Origin of the sequence: Erwinia sorbitola (assembly GCF_009738185.1) — a bacterium.
Lineage (GTDB): Bacteria > Pseudomonadota > Gammaproteobacteria > Enterobacterales > Enterobacteriaceae > Erwinia > Erwinia sorbitola.
Window position 1 is genome coordinate 3,531,424 of record NZ_CP046509.1, and the last position, 19,462, is coordinate 3,550,885.

20 protein-coding genes and 1 other RNA gene are annotated in these 19,462 nt (G+C 52.0%); 10 read left to right on the top strand and 11 right to left on the bottom strand.

The window, feature by feature from the left end:
• The first annotated feature begins 10 nt into the window (after positions 1–10).
• From acrB to GN242_RS16040, 4 genes are all read left to right on the top strand, one after another.
• Positions 11–3,163: a multidrug efflux RND transporter permease subunit AcrB gene (gene acrB / locus GN242_RS16025; protein ID WP_154752351.1), complete on the top strand. Its 3,153-nt coding sequence runs from the start codon at positions 11–13 to the stop codon at positions 3,161–3,163.
• Positions 3,164–3,302: 139 nt separating this feature from the next.
• On the top strand, positions 3,303–3,563 hold the full coding sequence (locus GN242_RS16030) for a type B 50S ribosomal protein L31 (RefSeq protein ID WP_154752352.1): 261 nt from the start codon (positions 3,303–3,305) through the stop codon (positions 3,561–3,563).
• Positions 3,564–3,572: 9 nt separating this feature from the next.
• Positions 3,573–3,716, top strand: coding sequence for a type B 50S ribosomal protein L36 (ykgO, locus tag GN242_RS16035; RefSeq protein WP_154752353.1), 144 nt, complete (start codon positions 3,573–3,575; stop codon positions 3,714–3,716).
• Positions 3,717–4,051: 335 nt separating this feature from the next.
• Positions 4,052–5,125, top strand: coding sequence for a hypothetical protein (locus tag GN242_RS16040; RefSeq protein ID WP_154752354.1), 1,074 nt, complete (start codon positions 4,052–4,054; stop codon positions 5,123–5,125).
• A gap of 36 nt (positions 5,126–5,161) precedes the next feature.
• On the opposite strand, the gene GN242_RS16045 is transcribed toward GN242_RS16040, so the two are convergent.
• The 3 genes from GN242_RS16045 to GN242_RS16055 are packed head-to-tail and all read right to left on the bottom strand — an operon-like array spanning position 5,162 to position 7,592.
• Complete coding sequence (locus GN242_RS16045; RefSeq protein WP_156287826.1) at positions 5,162–6,040, bottom strand: metal ABC transporter substrate-binding protein; 879 nt, start codon at positions 6,038–6,040, stop codon at positions 5,162–5,164.
• Positions 6,041–6,042: 2 nt separating this feature from the next.
• A complete protein-coding gene (locus tag GN242_RS16050; protein ID WP_154752356.1) occupies positions 6,043–6,906 on the bottom strand; it encodes a metal ABC transporter permease in 864 nt (287 codons plus the stop codon).
• A complete protein-coding gene (locus GN242_RS16055; protein ID WP_156287827.1) occupies positions 6,903–7,592 on the bottom strand; it encodes a metal ABC transporter ATP-binding protein in 690 nt (229 codons plus the stop codon). Before GN242_RS16055 ends, GN242_RS16050 begins: the two co-directional genes overlap by 4 nt.
• A gap of 412 nt (positions 7,593–8,004) precedes the next feature.
• On the opposite strand from GN242_RS16055, the gene GN242_RS16060 reads away from it, so the two are divergent.
• From GN242_RS16060 to GN242_RS16070, 3 genes are all read left to right on the top strand, one after another.
• Positions 8,005–8,358, top strand: a complete 354-nt coding sequence (locus GN242_RS16060) for a hypothetical protein (protein ID WP_154752358.1) — start codon at positions 8,005–8,007, stop codon at positions 8,356–8,358.
• Between the two features lie 147 nt (positions 8,359–8,505).
• Positions 8,506–8,886, top strand: a complete 381-nt coding sequence (gene tomB, locus GN242_RS16065; protein WP_154752359.1) for an Hha toxicity modulator TomB — start codon at positions 8,506–8,508, stop codon at positions 8,884–8,886.
• A 29-nt stretch (positions 8,887–8,915) separates the two neighbouring features.
• Complete coding sequence (locus tag GN242_RS16070) at positions 8,916–9,134, top strand: HHA domain-containing protein (RefSeq protein WP_154752360.1); 219 nt, start codon at positions 8,916–8,918, stop codon at positions 9,132–9,134.
• A gap of 60 nt (positions 9,135–9,194) precedes the next feature.
• On the opposite strand, the gene ffs is transcribed toward GN242_RS16070, so the two are convergent.
• Positions 9,195–9,291: signal recognition particle sRNA small type (gene ffs, locus GN242_RS16075), an RNA gene on the bottom strand.
• A gap of 133 nt (positions 9,292–9,424) precedes the next feature.
• Here ffs and GN242_RS16080 point away from each other — a divergent pair.
• Positions 9,425–9,739, top strand: coding sequence for an MGMT family protein (locus GN242_RS16080; protein ID WP_154752361.1), 315 nt, complete (start codon positions 9,425–9,427; stop codon positions 9,737–9,739).
• A 27-nt stretch (positions 9,740–9,766) separates the two neighbouring features.
• Here the strand turns inward: GN242_RS16080 and GN242_RS16085 are convergent, their stop codons facing one another.
• The gene (locus GN242_RS16085; RefSeq protein ID WP_154752362.1) at positions 9,767–10,324 is read right to left on the bottom strand and encodes a YbaY family lipoprotein; all 558 of its coding nucleotides are present in this window, start codon (positions 10,322–10,324) and stop codon (positions 9,767–9,769) included.
• Positions 10,325–10,550: 226 nt separating this feature from the next.
• Between GN242_RS16085 and tesB the strand changes: the two genes are divergently transcribed.
• Positions 10,551–11,411: an acyl-CoA thioesterase II gene (gene tesB / locus GN242_RS16090; protein WP_154752363.1), complete on the top strand. Its 861-nt coding sequence runs from the start codon at positions 10,551–10,553 to the stop codon at positions 11,409–11,411.
• A gap of 93 nt (positions 11,412–11,504) precedes the next feature.
• Here the strand turns inward: tesB and amtB are convergent, their stop codons facing one another.
• From amtB to GN242_RS16115, 5 genes are all read right to left on the bottom strand, one after another.
• Positions 11,505–12,806 (bottom strand): ammonium transporter AmtB, encoded by a 1,302-nt coding sequence (amtB, locus tag GN242_RS16095; RefSeq protein WP_154752364.1) that lies wholly within the window; start codon positions 12,804–12,806, stop codon positions 11,505–11,507.
• Between the two features lie 19 nt (positions 12,807–12,825).
• Complete coding sequence (gene glnK / locus GN242_RS16100) at positions 12,826–13,164, bottom strand: P-II family nitrogen regulator (protein WP_007886947.1); 339 nt, start codon at positions 13,162–13,164, stop codon at positions 12,826–12,828.
• A 271-nt stretch (positions 13,165–13,435) separates the two neighbouring features.
• The gene (locus GN242_RS16105) at positions 13,436–15,199 is read right to left on the bottom strand and encodes a SmdB family multidrug efflux ABC transporter permease/ATP-binding protein (RefSeq protein ID WP_156287828.1); all 1,764 of its coding nucleotides are present in this window, start codon (positions 15,197–15,199) and stop codon (positions 13,436–13,438) included.
• The gene (locus GN242_RS16110) at positions 15,192–16,961 is read right to left on the bottom strand and encodes a SmdA family multidrug ABC transporter permease/ATP-binding protein (RefSeq protein WP_156287829.1); all 1,770 of its coding nucleotides are present in this window, start codon (positions 16,959–16,961) and stop codon (positions 15,192–15,194) included. Before GN242_RS16110 ends, GN242_RS16105 begins: the two co-directional genes overlap by 8 nt.
• Before the next feature lie 24 nt (positions 16,962–16,985).
• The gene (locus GN242_RS16115; RefSeq protein WP_154752366.1) at positions 16,986–17,459 is read right to left on the bottom strand and encodes an Lrp/AsnC family transcriptional regulator; all 474 of its coding nucleotides are present in this window, start codon (positions 17,457–17,459) and stop codon (positions 16,986–16,988) included.
• Positions 17,460–17,564: 105 nt separating this feature from the next.
• Between GN242_RS16115 and GN242_RS16120 the strand changes: the two genes are divergently transcribed.
• Positions 17,565–18,494: a DMT family transporter gene (locus GN242_RS16120; RefSeq protein WP_156287830.1), complete on the top strand. Its 930-nt coding sequence runs from the start codon at positions 17,565–17,567 to the stop codon at positions 18,492–18,494.
• Between the two features lie 49 nt (positions 18,495–18,543).
• On the opposite strand, the gene cof is transcribed toward GN242_RS16120, so the two are convergent.
• Positions 18,544–19,362 (bottom strand): HMP-PP phosphatase, encoded by an 819-nt coding sequence (cof, locus tag GN242_RS16125; protein WP_154752553.1) that lies wholly within the window; start codon positions 19,360–19,362, stop codon positions 18,544–18,546.
• Between the last annotated feature and the right edge of the window lie 100 nt (positions 19,363–19,462).

A 19,462-nucleotide genomic window follows, 5' to 3' on the forward strand; every position in this document is an offset into this window, starting at 1 on the left:
CCGCTGAGACATGGCTAAGTTTTTTATCGATCGCCCCATCTTTGCCTGGGTAATCTCCATCATCATTATGTTGGCGGGTGTGCTGTCGATTCTTAAACTGCCGATCGAGCAATATCCTAACGTTGCTCCAACGGCAATTGAGATCACAGCAACCTACCCTGGTGCTGATGCGAAAACGCTGCAGGACTCCGTCACGCAGGTTATCGAACAAAATATGAACGGCATCGATGGCCTGATGTATATGGGTTCGAGCAGCGACTCCTCCGGGACGCTGCAGCTGACGCTGACATTTGAGTCAGGTACAGATGCCGATATCGCCCAGGTGCAGGTGCAGAACAAACTGCAACTGGCGATGCCGCTGTTACCACAGGAAGTACAGCAACAGGGGATTAAGGTTCAGAAATCCTCCAGTAGCTTCCTGATGGTGGCCGGTTTCATTAACGACAACGGCACCATGACGCAGAACGACCTCTCCGACTATGTCGGGTCAAATATTAAAGACCCTATCAGTCGAGTGTCTGGCGTCGGTGACACCCAGCTGTTCGGTGCGCAGTACGCCATGCGTATCTGGATGGATCCCCACAAGCTCAACAACTACTCACTGACGCCAGTTGATGTCATCAGTGCGATCAATACGCAGAACGCCCAGGTGGCGGCAGGCCAGCTAGGCGGTTCACCACCTGTTAAGGGTCAGCAGCTTAACGCCTCAATTATTGCGCAGACGCGCCTGACTTCGGCTGAAGAGTTCGGCAAAATTTTGCTGAAGGTTAACACCGATGGTTCACGTGTCCGCCTGAGCGACGTGGCACATATCGAGCTGGGTGGTGAAAACTACGAGGTTATTGCGCGCTTTAATGGGCAACCGGCATCGGGTCTGGGCATTAAACTGGCAACCGGCGCTAACGCACTGGATACCGCCGCAGCCGTTAAAGCAGAACTTGAAAAGCTGAAGCCTTTCTTCCCTGCCGGGATGAAAGTGGTTTATCCCTATGACACCACGCCATTCGTTAAGATCTCTATTAACGAAGTAGTGAAAACGCTGATTGAAGCTATCGTGCTGGTGTTCCTGGTAATGTATCTGTTCCTGCAAAACTTCCGCGCCACGCTGATCCCAACGATCGCCGTGCCGGTAGTACTGCTGGGTACGTTTGCCATTATCAGCGCCTTCGGGTATTCGATAAACACGCTAACAATGTTCGGGATGGTACTGGCCATCGGCCTGCTGGTGGATGATGCCATCGTAGTGGTAGAGAACGTCGAGCGTGTTATGGCCGAAGAGGGCCTGCCGCCGAAGGAAGCTACCCGTAAGTCGATGGAGCAGATCCAGGGTGCTCTGGTGGGTATTGCCATGGTGCTGTCAGCGGTATTCATCCCGATGGCATTCTTCGGCGGATCAACCGGCGTAATCTACCGTCAGTTCTCGATTACCATCGTTTCTGCGATGGTGCTGTCGGTGGTCGTTGCACTGGTACTGACTCCGGCACTTTGTGCCACCATGTTGAAACCTGTTGCTAAAGGCGATCACGGGAAAACTACCGGTTTCTTCGGCTGGTTTAACCGCCTGTTTGATAAAAGCACCAATCATTACACCGACAGTGTTGGGCACATTGTGCGCAGCACAGGCCGTTACATGGTGCTTTATCTGCTGATTGTTATCGGCATGGCGTTCCTGTTCCTGCGTCTGCCTACCTCCTTCCTTCCGGAAGAGGATCAGGGTGTGTTCCTGACGATGGCTCAACTTCCAGCTGGTGCCACCCAGGAACGTACTCAGAAAGTGCTGGATGAAGTAACGGATTACTACCTGAATAAAGAAAAAGCCACAGTTAACTCCGTCTTTACCGTTAACGGCTTTGGCTTTGCAGGTCGTGGTCAGAACACCGGTCTGGCTTTCGTCAGTCTTAAACCATGGGGCGAACGCTCTGGTGCCGAAAACAAAGTTCCGGCTATTGCCGGGCGGGCAATGGGTGCGTTCTCATCTATCAAAGATGCGATGGTCATCCCATTCAACCTGCCAGCAATTGTTGAACTGGGCCAGGCGACCGGCTTCGACTTCCAGCTTATCGATCAGGGCGGCCTCGGCCATGAGAAACTGACCGCAGCACGTAACCAGCTGCTGGGTATGATTGCTCAACACCCGGATGTACTGGTTGGTGTTCGTCCTAACGGTCTGGAAGATACACCACAGTACAAACTGACTATTGACCAGGAAAAAGCACAGGCGCTGGGGGTATCGTTGTCTGATATCAACACCACGCTGGCAGCTGCCTGGGGTGGCTCCTACGTTAATGACTTCATTGACCGTGGCCGCGTGAAGAAAGTTTACGTGATGGGTGAAGCCCCTTATCGTATGCTGCCTGGCGATATCGGTAACTGGTATGTACGCTCCTCCAGCGGCGAGATGGTGTCATTCAACTCCTTCGCCTCGGCCAACTGGGTGTATGGTTCACCTCGTCTGGAGCGTTATAACGGCCTGCCGTCTATGGAGCTGTTAGGTCAGCCTGCACCGGGTAAAAGCTCCGGTGAAGCAATGAACCTGATGCAGGATCTGGCGTCGAAACTGCCAACCGGTATCGGTTACGACTGGACAGGTATGTCTTACCAGGAACGCTTATCTGGTAACCAGGCTCCTGCTCTGTATGCTATCTCGCTGATCGTCGTGTTCCTGTGTCTGGCAGCACTGTATGAAAGCTGGTCGATTCCATTCTCGGTCATGCTGGTTGTACCGTTGGGTGTTGTCGGTGCACTGCTGTTTACGACGCTGCGTGGGTTGAGCAACGACGTTTACTTTGTTGTGGGGCTGCTAACAACCGTAGGGTTGTCAGCGAAGAACGCCATCCTGATAGTTGAGTTTGCTAAAGACTTGATGGAGAAAGAAGGTAAAGGGCTGATTGAGGCTACACTGGAGGCGGTGCGTATGCGTTTACGTCCAATTCTGATGACCTCCCTGGCATTTATCCTCGGTGTTCTGCCGCTGGCAATCAGTAGCGGTGCAGGTTCCGGTGCTCAGAACGCCGTAGGTACGGGCGTTATGGGCGGTATGGTAACCGCAACTGTGCTGGCTATCTTCTTCGTTCCTATGTTCTTCGTGGTGGTTCGTCGCCGCTTCAGCAAGAACAAAGATGAACTGGAACACAGCCACCCTGTTGATTCACAGCATCACTAATCAACATTAAGTTGATATGAATAAGAGGCCACCTTCGGGTGGCCTCTTTTTTTGTTTTGGCCCTTCCCTTTTGCGGTTGCAATTTGAAAATCAGCGGAGCATACTATTGTTATAGTATAACATTACATAGAGGTAGATAATGAAACAGGGTATTCATCCTGCTTACCGCCAGGTGGTATTCCATGACACCACGGCTGATGCTTACTTTGTGGTGGGCTCCACCATCAAAACTGACAGAACAATTGAACACGAAGGTAAAGTGATGCCGTATGTCCTGCTGGACGTCTCTTCTGCCTCACATGTTTATTACACCGGTAAACAGAAAGAGTTTGCTAAAGAAGGGAGCGCTGCACGTTTCAGTCAGCGTTTTGGCGGTTTTCTTGGCGTAATGAAAAAGTAAGGAGCCATCATGCAAGTTTTGAGTTCACTGGCTTCTGCCAAAAAACGTCACAAGGATTGCAAAGTTGTTCGCCGTCATGGCCGGGTATTTGTTATTTGTAAGAGCAATCCGCGCTTTAAAGCGGTACAGGGGCGGGGCGGAAAAAAACACTGATTATACGAATGAGCTTGTTGTTGTATCCGGAGGGGATAGCCTGTGCTATCCCCTTTTTATGCGTTTTTATTTTCATGTAACAAAACACCTTTCAACAAGCATTAATAAATCCCCTTCATTTCTACTTAGTTAGCCCTGCCGCCGTGGCCAGCAGCCCGTCTCCCCCTGGCTGTCAGGCATTTTTCATCAAAAAAAGAACCCTTCAATCATTAGGTTAGGACTTATCGTCGACTCTGATATTTATCATAAGCAGACGATGACAGTGGCTATCGTGACAAGAAGCCACTCCCAAAAATCATTAGTGTTACGCCTCATTGTTTAATAGGGATATGCAAATGAAACGCACAACTTTGACTCTATTACTCTCATGCGCGATGTACTCAGTCGTAGGTCAGGCGACGCCTGTCCAGCTCTCATCTTTCAACAATTTTCCAGAAGATACTGAAGTCGACGGCTTTCATGCCAGCCTGTTTGACAGCACAACCGGGACGGTAAACGGATTCGACCTGCCGATTCTTGGTTACAGTGAAATGGATCAGCTCAATGGTTTCCAGCTTGGTCTACTCGCGGGTTCCAACATTCATAACGGCATGAACGGTGCCGCCATTGGATTGTTCAACTGGCACGGAGGTTATGACAATGGACTCAACCTCGGTATCGCCAACAGCGTGGGCAATCTTTATGGTGCAAACCTGGGTATATATAGTGCTGCAAAAACTGTTAACGGGGTAAACCTGGGCGTAGCCACTCAGTCCGGAGATGTTAACGGCTTTAACTTTGGTGCCATTGCAAACTACACAACCGGACAGGTGAATGGGGTCAACATTGCCCCCTTCAACTGGACACAGCAGGATACTAATGGGGTCAACTTCAGCGTGCTTAACCACTCTGGTAACGTTAACGGTGTTAACGTTGGGGCCCTGGGTAACTGGAGCGAAGGTAATATCAACGGTCTGAACCTGGGTATCGTCAATGTTTCCGGCAATGTCACAGGAGCCAACCTCGCTCCATTTAACTACTCGGGTGATATTGTGGGTGCGAACATTGGTGTAGCCAGTATGTCCCATGATGTAACGGGGATGAACCTCGGCGCTGTGAATGTCACCAATAACGTTACCGGCCTGAATTTAGGCGGTCTGAACGTAGCTCAGGATGTTGACGGCGCCAATATTGGCGCAATTAACGTCTCACATAATGTTAACGGCCTCAATCTTGGTGCAGTTAACGTTTCTACCGGTGAAAGCGGCACAGATATTGGTGCTTTCAACTATGCAGATACCACTTCATTCCAGTTCGGCGTGGTCAACGCCACTCAACATCTGGAGGGCTTGCAGATCGGCGTTATCAATATCGCGACTAACGCAGCAGTACCTGTCTTGCCTCTGGTTAACTTCCATCGAACCTTCTGATTCTCCAGCCCCCTGCGGAGGGGGGCTGGAGTCTTCTCACTTCATACTGTTAATCATTGTATTAACGTTATGTTTGAAAGCTGCGATATAGCTGTCTGCGGATCCGCCCCTGGCGCTCAATGCCTCAGGGTAGAGTTCCCCGCCGGAAGTTGCACCGCCGGAGGTGGCAATCTGCTTGACCAGACGCGGATCAGTCTGATTTTCAATAAAATAAACGTGTATTTTTTCACTCTTCAATTGGGTTATCAAAGCGGCAACGTCAGAGGCACTGGCCTCTGACTCAGTGGAAAATCCAACCGGCGACAGGAATTTCACTCCATAACGCTGGCCGAAATAACCAAAGGCATCATGGCTGGTCAGTACTTTTCGTTTGTCCTGCGGGATAGCACTAAAAGATTTTTGTGCCCAGCTATCAAGCTGTTTTAACTGTTCGATATAGTCACCGCCACGCTGGCGGAAATATTCGGCATCTTGCGGATCGGCAGCAATCAGCGCATTCATCACATTGGTGGCATAGGTCACGCCATTCTGCATACTGTTCCATGCATGCGGATCGGTAATCGTCTGGCCATCCTCTTCCATCTTACGGGTATTAATACCGCTGGATGCTATCACCGTCTGGCCTTTATAGCCGGATGCGGTAATCAGACGATCCATCCACCCTTCCATTCCCAGACCACTGACGAAAACCAGATCAGCATGAGCCAGTGCCTGGCTATCTTTTGGCGTTGGTTCAAAGCTGTGGGGGTCTCCGTTTGGGCCAACCAGGCTTTTAACACTGACATGTTCACCACCAACATTTTTCACAATGTCCGCCAGCACGGTAAAACTGGCTACCGCTTCCACTGTTTTTGCCATCGCCAGCGGGGCAGCCATTAACGCTGATAGCGCCAGCACTACAGGTAACTTCTTCATACTTACTCCTTTGCCATAGACCATGCTTTACGTGCCGAAAAAATGCCACCACAAGGCCCGATTAAAATAGAAATAAAAAACAGAATAGCCGCACTGAGTACTACGGCCGGCCCGGCGGGTAATGAGAGATAAAATGAGGCGTAAAGGCCACTAAAGCTGGCGGTGGTAGCCAGTATCATCGCCGCGGCCAGCGTGCCGGAGAGATGCCGGCTCCAGAAACGTGCACTGGCCGCAGGCAGCATCATCAGTCCCACGCTCATTAGCGTGCCGAGTACCTGAAACCCAGCCACCAGATTCACCACCACCAGCACCAGAAAAATGCCGTGCACCAGCGGTGATGCCCAGCGGTTCTGAGCGCGTAAAAAAGTCGGGTCGAAGGCATCAATCACCAGCGGACGGTAGATCAGAGAAAAAATCAGCAGTGAAACACCGCTGATGGTACTGACCAGAACTATTGAGGGGACATCCACAGCCAGCAGCGAACCAAACAGTACGTGTAGCAGATCCACGCTGGAACCCCGCAATGACACCAGCGTGACACCCAGCGCCAGCGAGCCAAGATAGAAACCAGCAAAACTGGCATCTTCACGCAATGGGGTATAGCGGCTTACAGCTCCGGAGAGCAGCGCCACTGTCAGCCCGGCAATTGCCCCCCCAACGCCCATCGCCACCAGCGAAAGGCCGGAAATAAGGTAACCAATTGCGGCGCCAGGCAGAACGGCGTGGGATAAAGCATCTCCCACCAGGCTCATGCGGCGTAGTAACAGAAAAACGCCCAATGGAGTTGCGCTGAGTGATAACGCCACGCAGGCAACCAGAGCACGGCGCATAAAACCAAATTCGATAAATGGTTGTATCAGCATCATGCGCTGGCACCTTCATTACGTCCGAAACTCAGCCCGGTCACACCGCAATCGCTGCACGACCACTCGCTATGCTGCTCTTTCAGGCGTAATACCTGCGGGAAGTGCTGCGCCACTGTCGCCATATCATGTAAAACAACGATCAGTGTGCACCCCGCACGATGGCGCTCTGCCAGCAGCTCCAGCAGCAGCGCTACGGTATGACTGTCAACGCCGGTGAAAGGCTCGTCCAGTAGTAACAGTTCCGCATCCTGTACCAGCAGCCGGGCAAACAGCACACGTTGCAGCTGACCTCCGGACAGCGTACCCGGCGCAGCATCGGCACAGGACAACATATCTACCCGCTCCAGCGCCTGCATTGCCTGCTGACGCTGCCCGCGGGAGATCCCCCGCAGCCAGCCACAGCGCCGCCAGAACCCCATCGCCACCAGATCAAACACGGTAAGCGGGAAGTTTTTCTCAATTTCAGAATGCTGCGGCAACCACGCAATGGAGGGACGCGGAGCAGTAAAGCTTAATGAGCCACTAACTGCGGGCAACATTCCGCAAATAGTTTTCAGCAGCGTTGACTTACCACAGCCGTTGGCCCCAACCAGTGCGGTCATACTGCCACGCATAAATTCGCCGCCAAGCGCGGGGGTAACCGCACGATACTGATAGCCAACAACAAGTTGATTAAGTACGATCATCAGACAGCTGCCCACCATGTAAGCAGCACCAGCACGGCGACTAACTGAGCCATAAGAGCCATACGTAACCATGCGGGCCAGGATAAAAGCGTACCGCGCCTTAAAAACTGATGAGTAGTGTTCATAAAGCCACTGTAGATATGTTATAACGTAACAATAAAATAACGCATAATGATGATTGCTGGCAGGATAAAAATGTATCTAAGTATTACGCAGACAAAATGCTGGCATAGTGAGTTTTTATATAAACAAAACTCAACAGCCAATACATGCACCGGAGAAAGTCAGGTTCGATGCAAAAATAATTAACTGACAAATCATAACGATAGACTACACTTCATTTACCGGTTGCCGTAATTAGCCTAATGAAGCAATTATCCTGATTAGTAAAGATTAACTCTAAGGGGAAAAAATGCGCAAAACAATACCGCTAAAATATCGTCAAACTGAGCTTAACCCGCTAGAATTAATGGAAGAGCTACAACAGATAATTCCCAAAATAGAAGATGACCTTGTCGGCTCTCTGGATTGGTATTCTCAAAATGCACGATATGTTCCCGATAGCATCAGAATTATTTCCCTGGAACATTTGCAGCAATCGCGTTATAAACTTAACTATAGTTTTCGCTGGAACGTCTTCAATGCATGCCTGGATATTGATGCGTTTGAAACAACCAACCAATCGGTAAATTTTAGCTGCGGCCCGGATGCACTGGTGTTTGAGTTCATTGATAACGATCGCCACGCTATGTCAGACGAATTGTAATAATGGCTCAGACTTCTTCCGTTTAATTTATAATTAGTTATATTTTGTATAGATGTTTATAGTTGAGATGTATTTACCACTTCCTGGCACACCCTGTTTAAAAGTGCGGTCACATTGCATATTTCGCAAGCTATGGAGGGGAAAAAGATGGACGAATACTCGCCGAGAAGGCATGATATTGCCCAGCTTAAATTCTTATGTGAAAGCCTGTATGATGAAAGCCTGGCAACATTAGGTGACAGTCATCATGGCTGGGTTAACGATCCCACCTCTGCTGTCAATCTACAGCTTAACGATCTGATTGAGCATATTGCAGCATTCACGATGAATTACAAAATTAAGCACATTGAGGATTTTGATCTGATAAGTCAGGTTGATGAATACCTTGATGACACTTTTATGTTGTTCAGCAATTACGGCATTAATGTTCAGGACTTACAACGCTGGCAAAAATCAGCGAAGCGACTTTTCAACATTTTTGCAGAAGAGTGCGCAACGAGCCGGATACAGGCGAGCCATTCCTTTTAGCAACCCATTACTCTTTCTACGGTTTAATAATGACAGACAAACTTTTAACGAAAACTGATTATCTTATGCGCCTCAGACGCTGTCGTTCAATCGACACGCTTGAGCGCGTGATAGAAAAGAACAAGTACGAATTATCTGATGACGAATTGGCTATATTCTATTCTGCTGCGGATCACCGCCTGGCAGAGCTAACGATGAATAAGCTGTACGACAAAGTTCCGGTAGCAGTCTGGAAGTTTGTTCGCTAACGAGTTTGTGACTGATTTGAGTAAGATGGGAAAAACTGGTGGGGCAGAATTGGGTGGGGGCCCTGCCAGCTACATCCCGGCACACGCGTCATCTGTTACGGCTGCTTCCTTCCGGATCTGACCGAGTTCACAAATTAGCATTGCGGGAGAACCAACCGGGCCCCCATTGATTGCGCTGGATAACCAGAGCGCAGGCATTATCAATGATGCCCCCGCCAATTGCAAGCAGCCCTCTGATGACCGTTGGTTTCTTGCACGATATGCAGATTATTTCCCCGTTATGGAACGCTATGAATCCCGAACACGACACTTTTCAACAACGCGTCTACCAGATTGTAGCGGCTGTCCCCTATGGCTTTGTGACCACTTATGGTGAAATTGCCCAGCTGGCGGGTTCCCCACGTGCCGCGCGTCAGGTCGGCGGTGTGCTGAAACGTTTGCCAGCAGGCAGCAAATTGCCCTGGCATCGCGTGATTAATCGTAAAGGTGAGATTTCGTTGGCAGGTGACGATCTTGGCAGGCAGCGCAGTGCCTTATTAAAAGAGGGTATTCAGGTGTCGCCTGAGGGGAAGATTGACCTGACGCGCTATCGCTGGCATCCGTAAAAACGCCCCTTGCGGGGCGTTAAGCTATTACAGCGAGGTAGGAGCCGGAACAGCCGAGGAAGGGGAAACCTGAGTTGGTGAGGTAGAAGGCACCGTGGTTGTCGCCCCGCTCTGCGATGGCATCGCCACAGAAGGCACTGGAACCAGCGTCAGATCCTGGTGTGTTCCGCCGGTGGTGACAACCTGCTTCACTGAATCAGTGATAAACAGCATTTTATCTTCCACCATCACCGCTGCACTCAGCAGGATACGTGCGTTAGGCTGAATTTCAGCTGGATTAAATGGCAGGGTAAACTGGAACGGTGCCTGTTTACCATTGGTGCGTACAGCGCGCTGCGCCAGAACTTTAGACGGTGCATCCGCCTGAGAAGCATCGGACAGCGTCACCGTCAGTACAGCATTCGGCGGCAGTGCCACTTTCTGACGGATCCAGACCGTACCGCTCACGTTAGGCTGCTGTATCACCGCCTTCTGACCATTCACCTGAGAGCCCAGAGTTGGCGTCGGCACATCTTTGCTTTTATCAGCACAGCCTGAAATAGCTACAGCCAGCGCTGCACCACTTAATACATGCCAGAGTTTCATTGATAGTTTCTCCTTTCGATCAATGCTTACGGCAGTCACTTCGCCGCAAAAAGACAGATGCTATCTGCCAGCGTAGGTTTAATTCTGGCACAAGTTGCTGATTTTTGCATCGAAGCCGCACTATTCCCACTTTATCGACTGCCCGACAGATCGTATAAACAGTCGTTGACGCTCACTGGTCGGATCTCGCAAACTGGTAAGGATAAAAAATCATGAGGAAGCGAATATGGGCCAGGCACTGGAAAACTTATTAAATCTGCTGGACTTGGAAACCCTTGAAGAGGGACTGTTCCGCGGGCAAAGTGAAGATCTGGGTTTGCGCCAGGTATTTGGCGGTCAGGTAGTTGGACAGGCGCTGTATGCAGCGAAGCAGACCGTACCGCAGGAGCGTATTATCCACTCCTTTCATAGCTACTTTCTGCGCCCGGGTGATAGTCAGAAAGCGATAATTTATGATGTCGAAAACCTGCGCGATGGTCAGAGTTTCAGTGCACGTCGCGTGAAAGCGGTGCAGAACGGCAAGCCCATTTTTTATATGACCGCCTCCTTCCAGGGGCCAGAAAGCGGTTTTGAACATCAGAAAACCATGCCTGAAGTTATCGGGCCAGATAATCTGCCTTCTGAGACGGAGATCGCCCGCCAGATGGCGCAGTACATCCCCGAGAAAGCCCGCGACAAGTTTCTATCTGAAAAACCTTTCGAGATCCGTCCGGTGGAGTTTCATAACCCGTTAAAGGGGCATGTCAGCGAGCCTTTCCGCTATACCTGGCTGCGCGCCAACGGCACCATGCCTGAGGATAAACGCACCCATCAGTATCTGCTGGGCTACGCCTCTGATTTCAACTTCCTGCCGGTATCATTGCAGCCGCATGGTAAGGGTTTTCTGGAGCCGGGAATGCAGGTAGCCACCATCGACCACTCCATGTGGTTCCATCGTCCCTTCGACCTCAACGAATGGCTGCTGTATAGCGTAGAGAGCACCTCCGCCTCCGGTGCCCGAGGTTTTGTGCGCGGTGAGTTCTGGAATCAGCAGGGTGAGCTGGTAGCGTCAACGGTACAGGAAGGGGTTATCCGTCAGCGTTCCTGACTGGTGAGATAAAAAAAGCGGGCCTTATGGCCCGCTTACTAACTTTTTTATTTTTAGCGCACTACTCTTCTTAATACTCAGGCTCGTAACAGCTTACTGGTTGTAAGCGTTCTCGCCGTGACTGTTGACGTCCAGACCTTCACGTTCCTGCTCTTCCGGAACACGCAGCCCGACAATCATATCTGCAACTTTGAAGCCGATGAAGGCAACAACCGCAGTCCACACGATGGTCAGGCCAACGCTGAACAGCTGTACCCAGACCTGATGGCCCATGGTCACTCCTTCAGCGTAACCCACACCGCCAAGAGAAGAAGAAGCGAAGATACCGGTCAGGATACAGCCTACGATGCCGCACACGCCGTGAACACCGAACACGTCACATGGGTCATCAACACGCAGCCATTTTTTCAGGATGGTGACACCCCACAGCCCCGCCAGACCACCGATCAGACCAATAATCAGCGCACCGCCTACTCCCACATAACCACAGGCTGGAGTAATCGCTACCAGACCAGCAATCACACCGGAGCTGACGCCCAGCAGCGATGGTTTGCCGCGCAACGCCCACTCACCGAATGTCCAACTCAGCATCGCACCTGCCGTTGCAATAACGGTATTGAGGAATGCCAGACCAGCGATTTCGTTAGCCGCACTGGCTGAACCTGCGTTAAAGCCGAACCAGCCAAAGTACAGGATTGCCGTACCGGTAAATACCATCGGCAGATTGTGTGGTTTGAATGCTTCTTTACCGAAACCAGCACGTTTACCCACGAGGTAAGCGCCCACCAGCCCTGCAACAGCAGCGTTGATATGCACAACGGTACCGCCCGCAAAGTCCAGCGCGCCGTCCTGAGCGAGGAAACCACCGGCCCAGACCATATGAGCAATGGGCAGGTAGGCGAAGGTCAGCCAGATCACTACGAAGATCAGAAGCGCAGAGAAACGAATACGCTCGGCAATAGAACCAACAATCAGACCCACTGTGATACAGGCGAAGGATGCCTGGAACGCTACGTGAATATACTGATAGAAAGAGCCCATCAGCGAAGTCGGTGCGATATTTTTCAGCATCGCCCAGTTGAAGCCGCCGAAGAAGGCGTTACCTTCACTGAAGGCCAGCGAGTAGCCGTAAACCATCCATAATACGCAAACTATCGCAAAGGTCATGGCAACCTGGGTCAGCATCGACAGCACGTTTTTAGCGCGGATCAGGCCGCCATAAAACAGTGCGATGCCAGGAATTGTCATAAACAGCACCAGCGCGGTGCATATCATCATAAAGGCGTTATCAGCTTTGTCGGCTACCGCAGGCGCGGCGGCCATTGCCAGCGACGGTAACAGAGCAGCACCGGCGAGGCCAAACTTAGCGAGTTTTTTCATTTTGTCCCATCCCATCACAATTCAGAGCCCCGAATTACAGTGCTGCTTCGTCAGTTTCGCCGGTGCGAATACGGATGACCCGTTGCAGTTCTGCAACGAAGATCTTCCCGTCACCAATTTTTCCCGTGTAGGCCGCTTTGCTAATCACATCAACCACTTCATCAAGCTGGTCGTCTGCAATAGCGATATCAATTTTTACTTTTGGCAGGAAGTTCACACTGTATTCAGCACCGCGATACAGTTCTGCATGTCCTTTCTGGCGGCCGAAGCCTTTAACTTCAGTGACGGTAAGACCCTGAATGCCGATTGACGACAGTGCTTCACGCACGTCTTCCAGTTTGAACGGTTTGATTACCACGGTAACCAGCTTCATACGATCCCCTCCAGGTAAAAAAATAGGTTGTTTCAGCGACACGAAATGATTAAAGCAAAGGCTGTGCCAGAGTTTAAAAATCTGAATTTTTCAGACGATTAGTCAGTGCTGGTCTGAGTCACAGCTGAGACGCAGATCACAGAGAAATGAAAGGCACTTAAATGAGTATAGAAAAAACGCACCAGAAAGGTGCGTTGTGCGTTAAGGCAGTGCATTTGTGCCATTATTGCGGATTTTTTCGCCTGAATTTGGTGCAGCGCACCGGCAGTGATTAACTGTTTTCTGCCGCTGCCAGCTCCTCGCCTGCTAGTTGCAGTTGATACATCTGCCAGTAGCGACCCTGCGCAGCCAGCAACTGCTGATGGCTGCCTCGCTCCACCGCCTGCCCCCGATGCAATACCAAAATAGTGTCAGCTTCGGTGATGGTCGACAGTCGGTGAGCAATAACCACCAGCGTTGTACGCTCGCGCACAGCTTGCAGAGCTTTCTGGATTGCCTGCTCGGTGCCGGAGTCAATATTGGCCGTTGCTTCATCCAGAATTAAGATCTTCGGGGTTGCCACCAGTACACGAGCCATAGCCAGCAGCTGTTTTTGCCCTACGGAGAGGTTATTGCCCTGCTCGCCTAATTGAGTGTGGATCCCCTCCGGAAGCTCACGCGCCAGAGCGGCTAACTGCACCGTCTCCAGCGCCTGCCAGACGGCATCTTCGTTAATATCGCGCCCGAGCGTGACATTGGCAAAGAAGGTGTCGGCCAGCACCACCGGATCCTGCTGTACCATCGCCACAGAGCCACGCAGTGCTGCATGGCTGAGGGAGGCGAGCGGACGCCCATCAAGCAAAATCTCACCCTGACTGAGCGGATAGTAGCCCATCAGCAAATTGGCAAGCGTACTTTTTCCACTGCCGGTATGTCCCACCAGCGCAACAAAATGACGCGACGGAACCGACAAATTAATATCCGTGAGAACCGGGCGACCGCTGCGATAGGCGAAAGTCACGTCACGTATCTCGATACTGCCACTGTGCAGTGGTTCGTTGTCATCGCCATAGGGCTGACGTGGAGCATCCATCAGTTCAAAGATACGCTCCCCCGCTACCACAGCCTGTTGCAGCATCGACTGCTGCGTGGTGAGTTCGATCAGCGGCTCATTCAGACGCCCGAGATAGTTGATAAAGGCATACAGCACGCCAACCTCAATAGTACCAACGGAGGTCAGGCCGAACAGCAGCATCAAGCCGCACAGAATCATTGCAGAAAACAGACTAAGCAATGGCCGCAGCAGAAATCCGTCCAGCCTTAGCGTTTGCATGCGCGCAAGATAGTGAGAGCGGCTGGCCTCACCCATCCTTTCGCCAAAACGCGCCTGTTGACGGAACTGCTGGATCACGCTCATGCCGTTGATCACTTCATTGAAGCCGTTATTGATCTCCGCCAGATAGCTGCGCACCCGCCGTACAATCGGCGTGCTGTAGCGCTGATATATCAGCATTACCACCAGCACCGCAGGGAAAATAGTGATGGCTACCAGCGCCATGCGCCAGTCAAGGCTGAACATTGCCACCAGCATCGCCCCGACCAGTGCTGCACTGCGCAATACGGTAGCGACCACGGTGACGTAGAGATCGCGTACCACTTCTGTGTCATTGGTCACGCGCGAAATAATCTGCCCAACCGGCTGAGTATCAAATGCCCCCAGCGGCTGGCGCAGCGCCGCATCCATCACATCAGTACGCAGGCGCTGTACGACCCCCACTGCCGCCTGGTTAAACAGCAGTGCCTGAAAATAGTGAAGCGTGGCCGCCAGCACCTGTAGCAACAGAAAACTGACCATCAGCCCGGCGGCAAGCGCCACCGGCATCCGGTGTTTTGCCACCATGTTGTCAATAAAATAGCTGACCAGTACCGGCCCCAGCACCTCAGCAGCGGCGGCAACCCACAGCATCACCACCGCCAGACTCAGGGATTTACGCCACGGCGCACCGTAGGAGAGCAGCCGTTTGATGGTTGGCCACACCTGGATTACGTTAGCCATGCGTGGCTCCCTGTTCTGTTTCTTCGTCGTCCAGTGCTGCCTCAAGCTGTTGATAACGGTACATATCGCGGTACCAACCTTCCATGGCAGCTAGCTGTTCATGATCGCCACGCTGCGCAATCTGACCATGCTGTAACACCAGAATTTCGTTGGCTTCGGTCAGCGCTGAGAGACGATGGGCGCTGATAACGACCGTGCGCCCCTCCCCCCAGCTGCGCAGGTTATGCAGGATTTGGTGTTCAGTACGACCGTCCACCGCTGACAGAGCATCATCCAGCACTAAAATTTCAGCGTTAAGCAGCAGCGCGCGTGCGATCGAGATGCGCTGTTTCTGCCCGCCGGAGAGCATCACACCGCGCTCCCCCACTTCCGTCTGATAACCATCGGGCAGACGTAAAATGTCATCATGGACAAAAGCGAGTTTAGCGGCTTGCTCAATTTCACTCTGCGTGGCATCCGGGCGGCCCAGAGCAATATTGCTGGCTACGCTATCGGAGAAGAGGAAAGGCGTCTGACTGACCACGGCCAGCCTGCTGCGCCAGCCATCAAGATGAAGCTGCGGCAGAGGAATACCGTGGTAACAAATCTCTCCCTGGTCAATATCGAAATGGCGCTGAAGCAGGCTGAGTAACGTACTTTTACCCGCGCCGGTTGGCCCGCACAGCCCCAGCATCTGCCCTGGTTTGATCTCAACATGCACATTATGCAGCGCAGGCTGCTGCGCGCCAGGATAGCGGAATTCTCTCACCGCGATCTGCAACAGGCCGCGACCTTCTGGCAGCTGCCGATCGCCGTCAACCACCGCAGGAGCTTCTGCCAGCATCGCCTGAATGCGCGTCCAGGCCGCGCTACCGCGTTCAACGATGTTAAACATCCATGCCAGCGCCAGCATAGGCCAGATCATCAGGCCCAGATACATCACAAAACTGGTGAGCTGGCCCAGCGTCATCGTCTCGTGCCATACCATCCAGCTCCCGCCGCCAATTGCCAGCAGGTTCGACAAGCCGATAGCAATGTAAATTGTCGGATCAAAGCGGGCATCAACTCGCGCTACCCGCATATTTTTCTCGCCGGTATCTTTTGCAATAGCCGCGAACTGACCTGACTGGTGATCCTCAAGCCCAAAAGCTTTAATCATGCGGATGCTACTCAGGCTTTCCTGAGTCTGATCGTTAAGCGAAGAAAAAGCAGCCTGAGCCAGTTTGAAGCGCTGATGCAGCTGGTCACCGTAGCGTTTGATCACTATCGCCATTACCGGCATCGGTAACAGAGCCAGCAGAGTAAGCTGCCAGCTGATTTGAGTGCTCATGACTATCAGCACCGCCATACCCATCACCAGAGAATCCACCAGCGTCAGCACGCCTTCACCAGCGGCAAATACCACACGATCCACGTCGTTGGTGGCACGGGCGATGAGATCGCCGGTACGGTGACGTAAATAGAATCCGGGGTGTTGACGGCTCAGTTGCCGGTAAAAATCCTCACGCAGCTCAACTGCCAGCTGATAGGAAGCACCAAACAGCAGTACGCGCCAGACATAGCGCAACAGATATACGACGATAGCTGTGGCCAGCATCACGCCAACCCACATCATAAGCTGGCTGTTGCTCATGCTCTCGCGGCTGACGCCGTCAACGATCTTGCCCACCACATGAGGGGGCAGGAGTTGCAATAATGCAATCACGATTAACAGCAAAACAGCACCCAAATAACGGCGCCATTCACGCAGGAAATACCAGCTTAGTTGGCTAAAAAGTCGCACAAAAATGTCCTGATTATTGACCGGTTAAAGGGCAACCGGCAAAGCAGTGGTGTATTTTATCTCTTCCATCGCAAAACTCGAAGTGACATCGATCAGACCTGGAACGCCGTTCACCAGCCGCTTGTAAAAGCCGTCATAGCTTTTCATATCGGCTACCTGTACCCGCAGCAGATAGTCATACTCGCCCGCCATGCGGTAGAAACCCATCACTTCCGGCATCGCCTGCACCACGTTAACAAACTGCTGAAACCACTCGCTGCTGTGCTGTTGGGTTTTAATCAGCACAAAGGCGGTGAGGCCCAGTCCAAGCTTTTCGCCATCCAGCAAGGCAACCCGGCCGCGAATATAGCCTTCATCCTCGAGTCTTTTCAAGCGCTTCCAACAAGGAGTCGTTGTCAGGCTGACGGCATCCGCCAGGGCTTGCAGAGAAAGGGTGCAATCCTGCTGAAGCAGGTCTAACAGCATACGATCTTTCTTATCCAGCGATATTGGTAGCAAAATTTTCTCCTCCACATCAGAAACGCAGCAGCATTATAGCAATTTTTTCCCCAGGGATTTCGTTAATCTGATAGCCACTTATTATCACCTTCAGGGAGGACCGGGATGAACACCAAAATTTATCGTAACCTGTTGATCATGGGATTATTCAGCGCCGTAGCTCTTACATGGGGCACCACCTGGATGGCGATGAAGATTACCGTTGCCACCGTTCCCCCTGTATTTGCCACCGGGCTGCGTTTTCTCTGCGCTGCGCCGCTGTTGCTGCTGCTGGCACGCTATAAAAAAGCCCCGTTACTGTTCCCGGCCGGCCTGCGTGGTTTCCAGCTCTGCGTGATGCTGTTCTACTTTGCTATTCCGTTTACGCTGATGATCTATGGCGAACGCTACACCTCATCCAGCCTGGCGGCGATTATCTTTGCCACCATGCCCGCTGCGGTGCTGGCCGCCTCCCTGCTTTTCCTGCGTGAGAGAACGTCTCTACAGCAGCTGCTGGGGCTGGCCATCAGTCTTGGTGCTTTAAGCACTATTCTGTGGCATGAAACCCGCGACAGTGGCGAGAGTCAGTTACAGGGGATTGTGGCCCTGGTTGCTGCGGTACTTATTCACGCCGTGATGTACGTTCAGTGTAAAAAACGCTGTGCCGGTATTTCCGTACTGAGCTACAACGCGCTGCCCTGCCTTGGCGCGGGTATAGTGCTGACGCTGGCGGGCCTGACGGAAGCACCGAATTATCAGGCTTTTTCCCCACAGGCGTTGCTCGCCATTGCCTATCTTGGTGCGGTGGCTGGGGTGGGCGGTATTCTGGCCTATTTTGCCCTGCAACAGACTGCAAAACCCTTTCAGGCGTCGCTGGTCTTTCTGGTATTCCCGCTGATCGCCGTGGCGCTGGAGAGTAAAATAAACGGCACCAGCATCAGCCATGAATCGTTACTGTTGATGCTCCCCTTCCTGCTGGGTATTTTGCTGACGCTATATCGTGGTGCGCGCGGTCGCCAGCCAGATCTGGTGGCAAAACCGGCGCTGCGGCGTTAGATAAAAAAAAGCCGGACATCCCCGTCCGGCTCTCTGGCTGATAAGCTGATTATTCGGGGGAATAGACCAGGTGTGGTGTGGTAAGCCAATGATTAAGGTAATGCGACACACCCTGTGTAGAACAATCACCAATAACGGGTAAATGCGGCAGTTTAGCTTTCAGCTCATGCATCGCATTACGCATGATAAAACCGTGACCAACACGCCCGAGCATCTCCAGATCGTTCATCGCGTCGCCAAAAGCCATGCACTCCGCCATCGGCACATCCAGCCTTGCTGCAAGCTGCGCGAGGGCAGCGCCCTTATTGCAGTCCAGAGGCAATACTTCCAGGCAGTCCTGCGCCGAAAAACAGATGTGCGCTCGCTCACCCAATACTTCGCGCAGCTGAATTTTCAACGCGCAAAGCTCCTTATAATCAGCGATAAAGCAGACTTTCGTCACCTGATGCGCGGGAAGGGTTCGCAGGTCGGTAAGCTGGTAAGTAAAACCTGAGAGCTGATGTGCCTTTAAAATCTCCGGACAATCATCGTCAGTAAACCAGCCATTATCATTAAAGACGTGCAGAGTGGCACGGGTATCCCAGTGGCTGTGGATCACCAGTCGCGCCACGTCAGGTGAGAGATCGCTGGCATAGAGCAGTTCGCCGAAGGGATCGTGAATACGAGTGCCATTGCCGCTGATCAAAAAAGCGGGCAGATCGTATTTATGCATCAGCGGCTGCATCTCCAGATAATGGCGACCGGTGGCAAAACTGAGCTGTACCGGATGCGCCTGAAGTGCGCGCAGACTGTGCAGGGTTTGCGTCCCCAACTGATGGTCAGGCATCAGCAGTGTTCCATCCATATCAAATGCAGCAAGGCGCACCATTTTCTCTCCCGTTGATGGGTTTTTCATCTGCACTGAGTATCCTCTGGCATTTGCGGAACTAATAGTGAATACTTTTTTTAAACTGTTCCGGGTTTAAGGT

Excerpts from the sequence above, each read along its gene's own strand:
- tesB (WP_154752363.1), top strand. The coding sequence starts at position 10,551 with ATGGGCCAGGCACTGGAAAACTTATTAAATCTGCTGGACTTGGAAACC.
- GN242_RS16120 (WP_156287830.1), top strand. The coding sequence starts at position 17,565 with ATGAACACCAAAATTTATCGTAACCTGTTGATCATGGGATTATTCAGC.
- GN242_RS16050 (WP_154752356.1), bottom strand. The coding sequence starts at position 6,906 with ATGATGCTGATACAACCATTTATCGAATTTGGTTTTATGCGCCGTGCT.
- cof (WP_154752553.1), bottom strand. The coding sequence starts at position 19,362 with ATGGTGCGCCTTGCTGCATTTGATATGGATGGAACACTGCTGATGCCT.
- GN242_RS16030 (WP_154752352.1), top strand. The coding sequence starts at position 3,303 with ATGAAACAGGGTATTCATCCTGCTTACCGCCAGGTGGTATTCCATGAC.
- GN242_RS16070 (WP_154752360.1), top strand. The coding sequence starts at position 8,916 with ATGACAGACAAACTTTTAACGAAAACTGATTATCTTATGCGCCTCAGA.
- tomB (WP_154752359.1), top strand. The coding sequence starts at position 8,506 with ATGGACGAATACTCGCCGAGAAGGCATGATATTGCCCAGCTTAAATTC.
- GN242_RS16080 (WP_154752361.1), top strand. The coding sequence starts at position 9,425 with ATGAATCCCGAACACGACACTTTTCAACAACGCGTCTACCAGATTGTA.
- GN242_RS16060 (WP_154752358.1), top strand. The coding sequence starts at position 8,005 with ATGCGCAAAACAATACCGCTAAAATATCGTCAAACTGAGCTTAACCCG.
- ykgO (WP_154752353.1), top strand. The coding sequence starts at position 3,573 with ATGCAAGTTTTGAGTTCACTGGCTTCTGCCAAAAAACGTCACAAGGAT.
- GN242_RS16105 (WP_156287828.1), bottom strand. The coding sequence starts at position 15,199 with ATGGCTAACGTAATCCAGGTGTGGCCAACCATCAAACGGCTGCTCTCC.
- GN242_RS16055 (WP_156287827.1), bottom strand. The coding sequence starts at position 7,592 with ATGATCGTACTTAATCAACTTGTTGTTGGCTATCAGTATCGTGCGGTT.
- glnK (WP_007886947.1), bottom strand. The coding sequence starts at position 13,164 with ATGAAGCTGGTTACCGTGGTAATCAAACCGTTCAAACTGGAAGACGTG.
- GN242_RS16085 (WP_154752362.1), bottom strand. The coding sequence starts at position 10,324 with ATGAAACTCTGGCATGTATTAAGTGGTGCAGCGCTGGCTGTAGCTATT.
- GN242_RS16040 (WP_154752354.1), top strand. The coding sequence starts at position 4,052 with ATGAAACGCACAACTTTGACTCTATTACTCTCATGCGCGATGTACTCA.
- GN242_RS16045 (WP_156287826.1), bottom strand. The coding sequence starts at position 6,040 with ATGAAGAAGTTACCTGTAGTGCTGGCGCTATCAGCGTTAATGGCTGCC.
- acrB (WP_154752351.1), top strand. The coding sequence starts at position 11 with ATGGCTAAGTTTTTTATCGATCGCCCCATCTTTGCCTGGGTAATCTCC.
- amtB (WP_154752364.1), bottom strand. The coding sequence starts at position 12,806 with ATGGGATGGGACAAAATGAAAAAACTCGCTAAGTTTGGCCTCGCCGGT.